At 60.7% G+C, this 13,117-nt stretch carries 9 protein-coding genes; 1 reads left to right on the forward strand and 8 read right to left on the reverse strand.

Annotated features, from left to right (window positions below; all coding sequences use genetic code 11):
* Positions 1-43 precede the first annotated feature (43 nt).
* The 4 genes from efeO (NUV89_RS08280) to efeU are packed head-to-tail and all read right to left on the reverse strand — an operon-like array spanning position 44 to position 4,253.
* The gene (gene efeO, locus NUV89_RS08280; RefSeq protein WP_257780936.1) at positions 44-862 is read right to left on the reverse strand and encodes an iron uptake system protein EfeO; all 819 of its coding nucleotides are present in this window, start codon (positions 860-862) and stop codon (positions 44-46) included.
* 28 nt (positions 863-890) lie between these two features.
* Positions 891-2,210 (reverse strand): iron uptake transporter deferrochelatase/peroxidase subunit, encoded by a 1,320-nt coding sequence (gene efeB / locus NUV89_RS08285; RefSeq protein ID WP_374684467.1) that lies wholly within the window; start codon positions 2,208-2,210, stop codon positions 891-893.
* Complete coding sequence (gene efeO, locus NUV89_RS08290; RefSeq protein WP_257780938.1) at positions 2,207-3,409, reverse strand: iron uptake system protein EfeO; 1,203 nt, start codon at positions 3,407-3,409, stop codon at positions 2,207-2,209. The genes efeB and efeO (NUV89_RS08290) overlap by 4 nt, the downstream gene beginning before the upstream one ends.
* Positions 3,410-3,419: 10 nt before the next feature.
* On the reverse strand, positions 3,420-4,253 hold the full coding sequence (efeU, locus tag NUV89_RS08295) for an iron uptake transporter permease EfeU (protein ID WP_257780939.1): 834 nt from the start codon (positions 4,251-4,253) through the stop codon (positions 3,420-3,422).
* Positions 4,254-4,421: 168 nt separating this feature from the next.
* On the opposite strand from efeU, the gene NUV89_RS08300 reads away from it, so the two are divergent.
* A complete protein-coding gene (locus tag NUV89_RS08300) occupies positions 4,422-5,438 on the forward strand; it encodes an AraC family transcriptional regulator (protein WP_257780940.1) in 1,017 nt (338 codons plus the stop codon).
* 722 nt (positions 5,439-6,160) lie between these two features.
* Here the strand turns inward: NUV89_RS08300 and NUV89_RS08305 are convergent.
* The 4 genes from NUV89_RS08305 to mexE form a co-directional block, all read right to left on the reverse strand.
* A complete protein-coding gene (locus tag NUV89_RS08305) occupies positions 6,161-6,688 on the reverse strand; it encodes a hypothetical protein (RefSeq protein ID WP_257780941.1) in 528 nt (175 codons plus the stop codon).
* A 310-nt stretch (positions 6,689-6,998) separates the two neighbouring features.
* The gene (locus NUV89_RS08310; RefSeq protein WP_257780942.1) at positions 6,999-8,414 is read right to left on the reverse strand and encodes an efflux transporter outer membrane subunit; all 1,416 of its coding nucleotides are present in this window, start codon (positions 8,412-8,414) and stop codon (positions 6,999-7,001) included.
* On the reverse strand, positions 8,411-11,590 hold the full coding sequence (locus tag NUV89_RS08315; RefSeq protein ID WP_017739370.1) for a multidrug efflux RND transporter permease subunit: 3,180 nt from the start codon (positions 11,588-11,590) through the stop codon (positions 8,411-8,413). The genes NUV89_RS08310 and NUV89_RS08315 overlap by 4 nt, the downstream gene beginning before the upstream one ends.
* Before the next feature lie 15 nt (positions 11,591-11,605).
* Positions 11,606-12,847 carry a multidrug efflux RND transporter periplasmic adaptor subunit MexE gene (gene mexE / locus NUV89_RS08320; RefSeq protein ID WP_207042131.1) on the reverse strand — a complete coding sequence of 414 codons (1,242 nt, stop codon included), beginning with the start codon at positions 12,845-12,847 and terminating at the stop codon, positions 11,606-11,608.
* Positions 12,848-13,117 lie beyond the last annotated feature (270 nt).

The following is a 13,117-nucleotide window of genomic DNA, read 5'->3' on the forward strand; positions in this document are numbered from 1 at the left end:
CTCGTGCGCCCTGACGAGGTGCACGAGAGCCCGGTAGGTGCTATCAGTTCAAGCCCAGCTTGCCACGCAGGGTTGACAGGTCTTCAGCCAAGGTATTGACCGGCCCCACCAGGGCCTTGCGGTCGTTTTCCTTGACCTTGTCGTAGGTCTCGAAGCCGCCGTCCTTGGTCTTGTACTTGGCCAGGACCTTGTCCACGGTGGCGAAGTTCTTGTCGACCTTGGCCAGGAAGGCCTTGTCTTGTTTCTCGATCTGGCCCCGGAACAGATCGACGATTTTCTTCGCGCCGTCGATGTTGCCCTGGAAGTCATACAGGTCGGTGTGGCTGTAGCGGTCTTCTTCGCCGGAGATCTTGGTGGCGGCGACTTCCTCCAGCAACGCGGCGGCGCCGCCGACGACTTTTTCGGGCGGGAAGGTCAGGCCATCCACACGGGTTTTCAGGTCGTTGACGTCGGTGTTGAGCTTGGCGGTCAGCGCCTCCAACCCCTTGGTGGTGTTCTGCGAGAACAGCGCATATTCGATGCGGTGGAAGCCGGTGAAGTCTTCGGCGGTCACGCCTTTTTCATGGTCATCCACCCGCGAATCGATGGAGGCATCGAGGTCGCTGAACAGCTCGGCGATCGGCTCGATGGATTCATAGTGCACGCGGGTCGGCGCGTAGAGTTTCTTCGCCGTGGCCAGGTCGCCCTGATTGATCGCAGCGGTAAACGCCTGGGTCTGGGTGACCAGCTCGGCGATTTCTTCGGTGACGTAGATCTTGTAGTCCGACACCGGGCCTACCAGGTCCAGCGGCGCCGTGGCGGCGAACGCGGCCAGTGGCGAAAGGGTCAGTAGCAACGACAACGCGAGAGTCGACTTCTTCATGGGACGGTTTCCGCTGTGGGGTTGGTTTTCAGGTGTTGGCAGTGGTGTGCGGGTGCGTGGCGGCAAGCAGGGTGCGCCCAATGAAATCCTTAGGCCCCGTGACCCCCGGCAAGGTGAAGAAATACCCGCCGCCGACCGGCTTGAGGTATTCCTCCAGGGGCTCGCCATTAAGCCGGGTCTGCACGCTGATAAAGCCTTTCTCCAGGTCAGCCTGGTAGCAGATGAACAGCAGCCCCATGTCCAGCTGACCGTTTTTATTGACGCCGTTGGAGTAGTTGAACGGCCGGCGCAAGATCAGGTTGCCCTGGGTGTGCGGAGTACGCGGGTTGGCCAGGCGGATGTGGGCATCGAGCTTGGTCAGCTTGCCTTCGGGGTCCTTGCTGTAGTCGGGGACCTGGCTTTCCCGCTGGCCATCCATGGGTGCACCCGTGGTCTTGACGCGGCCGATGATGCTTTCCTGCTCCTGCAGCGGGGTGCGGTCCCAGCGTTCGACGAAGTTGCGGATGATGCGCACCGCCTGGTAGCTGCCATGGGCGGCCCAGGCCGGTTCGTCGCTGGACGGCTGGACCCAGACGATCTGGTCCATGGCCTTGTTGTCGTTGGAATTGGGGTTGGCCGAACCGTCACGGAAACCAAGGAAGTTACGCGCACTCTGCGCCGGTTCCCCGGGTTTGCTCGGCGCCTGGGGCGGCACGCTGCCTTCCTGTTTCCAACGCACCAACAGCAGGTCGGGCAGGTTTTTCACGATGTCGCGCAGGGCGTGGATATTGGTGTCGGGGGTGTTGGAGCAAAATTGCAGGCTCACGTCGCCGTGGCACTGCGCCGGTTCCAGCGCGTCATTGGGAAAACCCACCATGCGGCTCAGGCGCTTGGGCTTGGCGTGTTCCAGGCCGAAGCGCTCATCGAACAGCGACTCGCCGACGGACACGGTGATGGTCAGGTTGTCCGGCGTGACCACCGGGCCGAGAATCCCCGAATCGGTGGGCGGCAGCTTCGGATCGACTTGCGCCACGGTGCCGCCGGTCATCAGGAAGCTGATGCGCTCGTTCAACGTGCGAAACAGCCGCTCCAGGTCTTCGCGGTCGCTGGCCAGCACGTCGAACGCCACCAGCATGCCGCAGGCCGGGCGCGGGGTGACGATGCCGCTTTGGTGTCTGCCGAAGAAATCATGGTGGTCTTGGGTCTTGTCGCTGCGCGGTGCGCTGGTGACTTGCTCGGCGGCGGCCATGGCCGGGCAGCTCAGGCTGCTGCCCGCTAGCGCGACGCCGGTGGCGGCCATGCCCAGCAGGACACGGCGGCGCTGGAGGTTGGTGTGTGCGGAATCACTCATGTGTGCGGTCGTCTTCACTGCAGGCCGGAAAGGCCAAGGGCGGGATCGATTCCATCGAGTGCGGCGGCCAGAGCCTTGGCCTTGTCGGCGATCTGCTGGCGCTGATCGGCGGTCACGCTGTCGTAGGTGGTATAACCGTTGCTGGTCTTGAAACCGGCGAGTTCAGCGTCGAAGGCGGCGAAGGCGCTGTCGATTTTCGGCAACAGCTCGGCGGCGGATTTGCCCAGCAGCGGGCGCATCAGATCGACCACCTTGTGCGCGGCCTCCAGGTTGGCGGCGAAACCATACAGGTCGGTGTGGCTGTAGCGCTCTTCTTCACCACTGAGGGCGCGACTATCCGCCAGGCTGTTGAGGTTGCGCACTACGATACCGACCAACTGTTCCGGCGGTAGCGATTGAGCCAGCAGTTGTTGCTTGAGTGTGCTGACGTCGGCCAGCAAACGCTGGGCAATCGGCGCCAGGCCATCGAGGCTGCGCTGCTGGAACAGGCTGTATTCGAGGCGGTGGAAGCCGATGAAAGCCGGGTCCTGCTCGCGTTTCTCGAAGTAGTCGGCGCGGGCGTTGATCCCGTTGTCCAGTTCGGCCAGGCGCTGGGACGCCGGGGCGAGGCGCTGGTAGGCCTCACGGGCCGGGATGTACAGCGCTTGCGCCTGGGCCAGGTCATCGGCGTCGATGGCCTGTTGCAAGGCGGTCACCGCCTTGACCAGCGCGCTACCCTGGCTGCTCAGGTACACGCGGAACTCCGACAGCGGGCCGATAAACGCCACCATCGACGGCTTGGCCTTGGCCTGGGCGTCGGACTCCGCCGTCGGCGTCACATGCAAGGTGCCGCGTGGGTTGCTGAGCAAGCCGCAGGTGATTGCATAGTCGCCGGGCAGCAGGTTGGCGTTGATGACCTGGCTCAGGCCGGGGGCGATGTTTTCCCGTTCTTCGACCACCAGCACGCCGTCGAGGATTTCCCATTCCACCGCACGGTCGGAGCGGTTGATGATGCGAAAGCTCGCACGGCCGGCCGGTACGGTCAGCGCATTCGGCTCGCAGGCGTGGCCGTGAATGGTCACGGCGATTTCATTGTGGTTGGCCTGGCGCTTGCTCGCGGCCAGTTGCGACGCATAGTAGAACAGGCCACCTGCGGCGATCATCACGACCACCGAGCCCGCCACGGCCCAGCGCAGGGCGCGGGGCGGCAGGGCCGGTTGGGGAGTTGGGTTGGACAAGGGGCGGTCCTTACTGGCTGGAAACGGAGGAAGGTTGGGCGACGGGCGAGGGTAGGAAGAACATCACCAGCGCCACCACCAGATAGATCAAATAGGCGCCGAGGGTGCTGACGGTGGGTGCTTCCTGGTAACCAAACATCCCGGCGAGTACCGAGCCCAAGGGGCTGTCCATCGGCAACGCAGCGCTGAAATCGAACAACACGGTTTGCAGGTGGTTCCACACGCCGGCTTCGTGCAGGGCCTGCACCGAATTGGCGAGGATGCCGGCGGCCACCACCAGGATAAACAGGCCGGTCCAGCGGAAAAACGCGCCGAGGTTCAGGCGCATGCTGCCGCTGTAGATCAGGAAGCCGACGATGATCGCCAGGATCAAGCCGAGCAGGGCGCCAATCGGCGCGCCCGGGCCTTCACTTTGCTGGAACACCGCCAGCAGGAAGAACACGGTTTCCAGCCCTTCACGGGCCACGGCAAAAAACACCATGAGGATCAGCGCCGTCACCTGATGCTTGGAACCGGCCAGGGCGTGGTCGAGGGACTCATGCAGGGAATGCTTGATGGAGCGCGCCACCTTGCGCATCCAGAACACCATGGAACTGAGGATGGCGACGGCGACCAGTCCGACAACACCTTCGAACAATTCCTGCTGCTTTTGCGGGAATTCGGCGCTGATCAGTTCCAGGCCACCACCGACCAGCAACGCCAGCGCGGCGGCGAGGAATACGCCGATCCACACCGCCGGCATCCACTGGCCACGGCCGGTCTGTTGCAGGTAGCTGGCGATGATGCCAACGATCAGTGCGGCTTCAATGCCTTCGCGCAACATGATGAGAAAAGGGACAAGCATTCGGCACCGCATCAGAACTAGATAGGAAGCTAAGTTGTAACATAATGATACTCATTGCTAAACAACAATTCTTGACGTTTGCTGAACAGTGGCTGAACGGTGGTGGCGAAGGGCAACCGCCCTTATGATGCACGCCATCTTGTGTGCCGCCGGAACGCCCAACTGCCCATGTCGGAAAAAGACTCCATCTCCATTCATCTCGTGCGCGAAGCCTTGTTGCAGAGCTGTGCGCCGGGGGCGGCCACGGTTGAAGCGCTGAGCAAGGTCGGGATTGCCCCGGCGTTGCTGGAGCAGCCCGGCGCCCGCGTACCGGCGACGGCCTACGCGCGGTTGTGGCGCCTGCTGGCGCGGCGTCGGGATGACGAGTTTTTCGGCATGGACCCGCGCCGGCTCAAATCCGGTAGCCTGGCGTTCCTCTGTCACGCCTCGATGGCGCAACCGACGCTCGCCACGGCCCTGGAAACCGCGTTGGGGTTTCTGTCCTTGATGCTGGAGCAAATGCCCGCGCAACTGGTGCGCCAACAGAGCCTGGCAGAGATCGTGCTGGCGGAACCCGCGCCCAAACGCGCGTTCACCTATTTCACCTATTGGATGATCGTGCATGGCGTGGCCTGCTGGCTGGCGGGGCGGCGCATTCCGATCCTGGCGATTGAACTGCGCTGCCCGCAGCCGGACTTTTGCGACGACTACCAGGTGATGTTTTCCGACAACCTACGGTTTGATCGGCCACGCACCCGCATGATCTTTTCCGCCGACTGCCTCGACCTGCCGATCAAGCGCAGCGCCGAAGAGCTCAAACGCTTTCTCGCCCATGCCCCCGCCAACATCCTCGTCAAATACCGCGACCCCGACAGCCTCGCCACCCGCATCAAGCACGACCTGCGCCACCTGCCCCCCGACACCTGGCCGGAAACCGACGGCCTGGCCGCCAGCCTGTGCATCTCCGCCTCAACCCTGCGCCGACGCTTGGCGGAAGAGGGGCAGACGTATCAGGGCCTCAAGGACAGCGTGCGTAAAGAGTTGGCGATTGTCTGGCTGGCCGAACCGCAGATCAGCTTTGCCGAGATTGCCACGCGGTTGGGGTTTGCGGATGCAAGTTCGTTTTATAAGGCGTTTCGTAAATGGGCGGGGTCGAATCCGGGGCATTACCGGAGTTTGATTTTGAATGAAAATGCCCGGAGTTAGTTGGTCCTGAGCGGGATTAGGATATCGCTGACTCATTCCATCGAATTGATATGACAGAGCGCTCCTTAATGATTTTAGGAAGCGACTGGCATATTCACGGCCTGAATTCGTGCACAGTAAATCGTGTGTTTCCTTCTGCCAGTCGCAGTGACTTTAGGTTGCCGTGTAGGAAGCTGGACTTGCTGTTTAACTGTGAGGAAGTTCTATGGATAAATAAACCAATAGATTGGCTTTCTGTGCATATTTGAAAATTAATTTTTGATTTTGAGGTGTGGTCATGAAAAGTCTTATTGCGTTGCCGTTTGCTGTGCTGATGGTTGTGTCGTTGCAGGTGTCTGCGGCGTGCTTGTATATAACGGATAGCTTTAGTGGGATTGTGGCGGGGAAGCAAGCCGATACAGCCCATGGTCCGTTTACGATAACGTCTGTCAACGGATGCTCAAATGCAAATATCGATGTACGGGTTTCTGCGCTGGGTGTGGGTAGAGGTCCAGAGGTTTACATTGAGCGCCAGGTAGGCGGTTCGTGGAAACGAGAGACGTTCGGTATAGGTAGCAATGCTACGTACAATGGGCCACTCGGAACTTATCGAGTTCAAGTGAACAATGACGAAGAACTTCCAAAAGCTTACTCCGGTACCGCCAGGTACGGTCGGTAGGCTGCCGAAAGGTCAGTGCGCTAGGCTAAGCCTAGCGCACTGCTTCCTGCCGAGCCCCTCCAGTTCAGGCTCGCTCGTCGATAGACAAATTACTACTGTTCGAATTGATGAAGAATGCAAGTGCGTTTATTGCATGGTTTGCATCTACCATTCCCTGCAAATAGTCCGTAGCTCCTTCCCGCCTCGGGATTGCCGGATCGCTGTTGAAATGCGCAATAGTATCTTCAAGCTTTTCGTTGAAGAGGGCGATAGCATTGAATTTCACATGCGTGTCCGTTTGCTTTCCGTTAGCGTCGGACGCACCATCTCCAGAAATAAACATGCCGAAGGACCGGCGGCTAATCATTTCGTTTTTGTAAAGCAGGCTGCCAACGACTTTCAGTTCGTCAGTGCTGATTGACGTCATGTCATATTTTTTCAAAAATGCCTTCAGCTCAACGATTTGTTTAGTGTCGGTAAGCTTTAGTGTCTCCGCGGCCTTGGGTGCCTCGGTTATTGCGAATTGATTCGTCACCTGTCCGGGGTTCTTGATCTGGAAAGGATTGGAAGCCTTGGTGTGCCGCATTTGTTCAGCAGTCAACAAAATCGCCATGATGGTGCCCTTCAATAGTTGGAAGTTACATCGGCGTTTCGTCAGTCTCACTGTTTTCTTGAGTCAAGGTGAACGACAGTCAGTTATGCATTTTCAGGCTCAATTAAAGTAAGTCACTGCCAGTGAATACCACGGCAGGCTGGATTACGAAAAAACCTACAAGAAATTTCTAGTCGCCCTACAGTTATTACCCTCAATGTTTTAAGACCCCTCCCACAAAAAAACCTCAAAAAAAAGCCCCGCGACCAAATGGACCACGGGGCTAAAAATTGGCTGGATGCGACCAACCAAAGGAGCTCTTTAAATCAAATCACTTCGCGCTGGCCACCACCGTATCCGGCTGCCAGCCACCCCCCAGTGCCTTGTAGATCGCCACAATCCCGCGATACAAATCCACTTCGGCCTGGGCCTGGGAGTCTTCCGCCGCCAAGCGCTCACGTTGCGCGTCCAGCAGCACGAGGAAGTCCACCGTACCTTCGCGGTAACGAATCGCCGCCAGGTCCGCCGCCGCACGGCTGGATTCACTCTGACGGATCAACGACACCAGTCGCTGCTGCCGCTTGCCATAGTCACTGAACGCATTCTCGGACTCTTCCAACGCCAGCAGCACCTGCTGCTCATAGGTCGCCAACGCGCCGTCGGCTTCGGCATTCGCACCGCGCAAACGCGCGCGCACGCTGCCCAGGTCAAAAGCAGCCCAGGTGATGCTCGGGCCCAGGGACCAGGCATTCGCCGCGGCCGAGCCGATCTGCGAACCGCGCCCGGCGGTGAAGCCGAGGAAGCCGCTGAGGCTGACCCGTGGGAACAGGTCGGCCTTGGCCACGCCGATGCGCGCGGTGGCGGCGGCCAGTTTGCGTTCGGCGCTGAGGATGTCCGGACGGCGTTGTAGCAGTTGCCCCGGGTCGCCAATCGGCAGCGCCTTGGCAATCGCCGGCAGGTCTTTGGGGCTCAGGTCTACGCTCAGCTTGTCCGGGCGCTGGCCGAGGAGGGTGGCGATGCGGTTGCGCTCGCGCACTTGCTCGGCTTGCAGTTGCGGCACGCTGGCTTCGACCGCCGCCAGGCGGGCGTCGGCCCGTTCCACGTCCAACTGGTCGCCAACCCCGGCATCGCGCAGGCTGACGGTGATGGTGCGCGATTCCTGCTGGTTCTTCAGGTTGTCCAGGGCGATGCGTTCACGCAGTTGGGCGCCGCGCAGTTGACCGTAGGCATCCACCAACTCGGCAATCATGGTGACTTGCAGTTGGTACAGGTCGGCTTCCGCCACCTGTTGGTCAGCGTCGCTGGCCTCCAGGTTGCGGCGGATGCGCCCGAACAAATCCACTTCCCAGGCCATGTCCAGGCCCAGGTCATAGCGCTCGCTGGTGACGCGCCTGGTGGTCTGGCCGGGAATCTGGCCCTTGCCCACATCACTGCTGGCGCGGGAGGTGACCACCGGCATGATGTCGTTGGCCGCATCATCACGGATCGCCCGGGCGGCGCGCAGGCGGGCAAACGCCACACGCAGATCACGGTTACCGCTCAACGACTGGGTCACCAGTTGGTTGAGGGTCGGGTCCTCGAACTGCTGCCACCAGATGCCTTCGTACTGGGCGTGGTCATAGCTCTTGGTGTCGGCGGCGGCCGTGATGTTGGCCGCCTCCAGGTTCTCGGTTTTGTAGTCCGGGCCCACGGCACAGGCGCTCAGCGCCAGTACCAGCAAGCTCGGCAAAAATACTTTCACGCTCATTGCTGTGTCTCCAGCTTCAAGGCCTTGGCCGCTTTGCGCGCTTCCTGGCGCTCCACATAGCGACGGATCAGTACGTAGAACACTGGCGTCAGCAACAGACCGAAGAATGTCACGCCGATCATCCCGGAGAACACCGCCACGCCCATGGCATGACGCATCTCGGCACCGGCACCGCTGGACAACACCAGTGGCACCACACCCATGATGAACGCGAACGAGGTCATCAGGATCGGCCGCAGACGCAGGCGGCACGCCTCCAGCACCGCAGCCAGCGGGTCAAGACCCTCCGCCTGTTTATCCTTGGCAAACTCGACGATCAGAATCGCGTTCTTGCACGCCAGGCCCACCAGTACGATCAGGCCGATCTGGGTGAAGATGTTGTTGTCGCCGCCGGAGATAATCACCCCGGTGATGGCCGACAACAGGGTCATCGGTACGATCAGGATCACCGCCAGTGGCAGGCTCCAGCTTTCGTATTGGGCCGCCAGTACCAGGAACGCCAGCAGCACACACAGCGGGAACACGAACAATGCCGTGTTGCCCGAGAGGATTTGCTGATACGTCAGGTCGGTCCACTCGTAGGTCATGCCGTTGGGCAGTTCCTCTTTCAACAGTTTCTCGATCGCCGCTTCCGCCTGGCCCGAGCTGTAGCCCGGTGCGGCGTTGCCGTTGATCTCGGCGGTGATAAAGCCGTTGTAGTGCATCACGCGGTCCGGGCCCGAGGTGTCGCTGACCTTGATAAAGGTCGCCAGCGGGATCATCTCGCCTTTGTTGTTACGTACTTTCAGCTGGCCGATCTGGTCTTCGTCGAGGCGGAACTGCTGCTCAGCCTGCACGTTGACCTGGTAGGTACGGCCAAAGCGGTTGAAGTCGTTGGCATACAACGAACCCAGGTAGATCTGCAGGGTGTCGAAGATGTCGCTGATCGCCACGCCGTGGGTCTTCGCCTTTTCGCGGTCGATGGCAGCATCGACCTGGGGCACGTTGACCGTGTAGCTGGTGAACAGGCCGAACAGTTCCGGCACGTTGTGGCTCTTGGTGATGACGTTCTGCACTTCTTTGTACAACTCGTCGTAACCCAGGTTGCCACGGTCTTCGATCTGCAGGCGGAACCCGCCAATCGTACCCAGGCCCTGTACCGGCGGCGGTGGGAAGATCGCCATGTAGGCTTCCTGGATATCGCTGTACTTGCCGTTCAGCGCACCGGCAATCGCACCGGCGGACATGCTTGGGTCTTTACGCTCATCGAACGGCTTCAAGGTGACAAACACGATGCCGCTGTTCGGGCTGTTGGTGAAGCCGTTGATCGACAGGCCCGGGAACGCTACCGCTGCTTCCACGCCCGGTTGCTTGAGGGCGATGTCGGACATGCGCTTGATCACATCTTCGGTGCGGTCCAGGCTGGCGGCGTCCGGCAGTTGGGCGAAGGCCACCAGGTATTGCTTGTCCTGGGCCGGTACAAAACCGGTCGGGGTGTGGGCAAAACCGAACCAAGTCAGCACCATCAGGCCGGCGTACAGGAACAGGGCGATGCCGCTGCCGCGAATCACTCGGCGTACGGTGCCGACGTAACCGTGGCTGGCTTTCTCGAAGAAACGGTTGAACGGCTTGAACAACCAGCCGCCCAGCAGCTTGTCGAGCACCTTGGAGAAACGGTCTTTCGGGGCGTTGTGGCTCTTGAGCAACACCGCAGCCAGGGCCGGCGACAGGGTCAGCGAGTTGAACGCCGAGATCACCGTCGAGATCGCAATGGTCAAGGCGAACTGCTTGTAGAACTGCCCGGTCAAGCCGCTGATAAACGCAGCCGGGATGAACACCGCACACAGCACCAACGCCGTGGCAATGATCGGGCCGGTCACTTCGCTCATGGCTTTTTCAGTGGCCGGGAACGGTTCCAGGCCCAGCTCGATGTTCCGTTCGACGTTCTCCACCACCACGATGGCGTCGTCCACCACGATACCGATCGCCAGTACCAGGCCGAACAGTGACAGCGCGTTGAGCGAGAAGCCAAACAGGTGCATCACCGCAAACGTACCGATCAACGATACCGGCACCGCCACCAACGGAATGATCGAGGCGCGCCAGGTTTGCAGGAACAAAATTACTACCAGAACCACCAGGATCAGTGCTTCGAACAGTGTGTGCACCACGGCTTCGATGGAGCCACGCACGAAGATGGTCGGGTCATAGACGATGCTGTAGTCCATGCCCTGGGGGAAGCTCTTTTTCAGCTCTTCCATCTTGCCGCGCACTTCGTTGGAGATCTCGATCGCGTTGGAACCCGGACGCTGGAAGATCGGGATCGCCACCGCCGGCTGGTTGTTCAGCAACGAACGCAGGGCGTATTGGCTGGAACCCAGCTCGACCCGTGCGATGTCTTTCAAGCGGGTGATCTCACCGTTATCGCCGGAGCGAATGATGATGTTCTCGAACTCTTCTTCCGTCACCAGACGGCCCTGCGTGTTCACCGACAACTGGAAGCTGGTGGCATTCGGCGCAGGTTGCGCACCCAAGGCACCGGCCGCCACTTGGCGGTTCTGCTCGCGGATCGCGGTGACCACATCCGTCGCCGTCAAATTGCGCGACGCGGTTTTGTTCGGGTCCAGCCACACACGCAGGGAATAGTCGCCCATGCCGAACAGCTGCACGTCACCCACGCCGCCCAGGCGCGCCAGCTCATCCTTCACATTAAGCAAGGCATAGTTGGACAGGTAGAGCATGTCGTAGCGCTGATCCGGGGAGGTCAAGTGCACCACCATGGTCAGGTCGGGGGAGGCCTTGTCCACGGTGATACCGATGCGTGTCACTTCCTCAGGCAGTTTGGGCTGAGTCCGCGTCACCCGGTTTTGCACCTGCACCTGCGCGTTGTCCAGGTCGGTGCCCAGGGCGAAGGTGATGGTCAGGGTCAGCTTGCCGTCGGCGGTGGATTGCGAGGACATGTACAGCATGTTCTCGACGCCAGTAATGGCTTGCTCCAGCGGCGCGGCCACGGTTTCACCGATGACCTTGGGGTTGGCGCCAGGGAAGTTGGCACGCACCACCACGGTCGGCGGCACCACTTCCGGGTATTCGCTGATCGGCAGTTGGAACAGCGAGATTGCACCGGCGATCAGGATCAGCAGCGAAAGCACTGCTGCGAAGATCGGCCGCGAAATGAAGAACTTGGAAAAATTCATCTTGAGTCGTATCCCTTAACCGCGTGGAGTCGCAACGGCTGCGAGCTTGGGCGCGGTTTTTTCCGGCGCCACTTGCTCCAGGTTGCTGGCTTCAAGCGCTTGTCGTTGTTGGGCCAAGGCGGCGAGGGTTTCCTTGCTGGCCATCGGGATGGTTTCCGGGGCGACCGGCGAGCCAGGACGTACGCGTTGCAGGCCCTTGACGATTACCGTGTCATCTTTGTTCAGGCCACTGCGCACGATGCGCAAACCTTCGATTTTCGGCCCCAGTTCCACCGAGCGATACGCCGGCTTGTCGCCTTCCATCACCAGCACGAATTTTTTGCCCAGGTCAGTGCCGACGGCTTCGTCGTTGATTAACACGGCGGAGTAGGTGCCGCTGCCGACCAGCTTCAAGCGCGCGTACAGGCCCGGGGTGTAGCGGCCGTCCGTGTTGTCGAACACCGCACGCCCACGGATGGTGCCGGTGGCCGGGTTGACCTGGTTGTCGACGAAGTTCATCTGGCCCTGGTGCGGGTTGCCGGTTTCGTTGGACAGGCCCAGGTACACCGGAGTGGTCGCACCGCGACGGCCTTGGCGCGCCAGTTCGGTGTACTTGAGGAACACGCGCTCATCGGCGTCGAAGTAGGCGTAAACCTTGTCGGTAGAAACCACGCTGGTCAGCGCGGTGACGTCGGCGGTCACCAGGTTGCCGGCGGTGATTTCCGCACGGCTGACGCGGCCGCTGATGGGCGAAGTGACGCGGGTGAAACTCAGGTTCAGCTTGGCCAGGTCCAACTGCGCCTGGATGCCGGCGACCGCGGCGCGGGCTTCCTGGGCGGCGGTGGTGCGCGAATCGGCCAGTTCGGCGGAGATCGCATTGCTCTGGCGCAGGCGTTCACCGCGTTGCGCTTCGTTGTCGCTGCGGCTGGCAGCGGCACGGGTTTGTTGCAGCTGGGCTTCGAGGCGGCGCACTTCAGCCTGGAACGGACGCGGGTCGATCTGGAACAGCAGGTCGCCTTTCTTCACCAGGGCACCTTCGATGAAGGCCACCTGATCGATCTGGCCCGACACTCGCGGACGGATCTGCACGGTCTCCGGCGCTTCCAGGCGGCCGGTGAATTCATCCCACTCGTTGACCGGCTGTTCCAGCACCTTGGCCACGCTGACCTTGGCAGCTGGCATGGCGGCCGCTTGTTCCGGGGTCTTGCCGCACGCGCTCATCACCACCACGGCCAGGATCGCCAGGGGGAAGCGCAAATGTTTGAGTGACTGTTCCATGAGGTGCATCCGCCAATGTATTTGAGATGGGCGGATCATGCGCGGCGGGGTGCTATGTCACGAATCGAATGAAGCAAAGGTAACTATCATTCGGAATGATATAAGCGGCGGGAAAGCCCTCTAGGATGGGGGTTTCGTTAGGGGGCTATCAATGTCGTTGATGACAAAGGACTGTTGCAGGGCGTGCAGAAGTCTCTGTCAGGATCGAACAAAAACTGTGGGAGCGGGCTTGTGTGGGAGCGGGCTTGCTCGCGAATACGGTGTGTCAGT

This window comes from Pseudomonas sp. 18.1.10 (genome assembly GCF_024655625.1).
Lineage (GTDB): Bacteria > Pseudomonadota > Gammaproteobacteria > Pseudomonadales > Pseudomonadaceae > Aquipseudomonas.

What these genes read in the sequence shown, in the direction of transcription:
- efeO (WP_257780936.1), bottom strand. Translation starts at nt 862, where the DNA reads ATGAAGAAGTCGACTCTCGCGTTGTCGTTGCTACTGACCCTTTCGCCA.
- efeU (WP_257780939.1), bottom strand. Translation starts at nt 4,253, where the DNA reads ATGCTTGTCCCTTTTCTCATCATGTTGCGCGAAGGCATTGAAGCCGCA.
- NUV89_RS08300 (WP_257780940.1), top strand. Translation starts at nt 4,422, where the DNA reads ATGTCGGAAAAAGACTCCATCTCCATTCATCTCGTGCGCGAAGCCTTG.
- NUV89_RS08305 (WP_257780941.1), bottom strand. Translation starts at nt 6,688, where the DNA reads ATGGCGATTTTGTTGACTGCTGAACAAATGCGGCACACCAAGGCTTCC.
- NUV89_RS08310 (WP_257780942.1), bottom strand. Translation starts at nt 8,414, where the DNA reads ATGAGCGTGAAAGTATTTTTGCCGAGCTTGCTGGTACTGGCGCTGAGC.
- NUV89_RS08315 (WP_017739370.1), bottom strand. Translation starts at nt 11,590, where the DNA reads ATGAATTTTTCCAAGTTCTTCATTTCGCGGCCGATCTTCGCAGCAGTG.
- mexE (WP_207042131.1), bottom strand. Translation starts at nt 12,847, where the DNA reads ATGGAACAGTCACTCAAACATTTGCGCTTCCCCCTGGCGATCCTGGCC.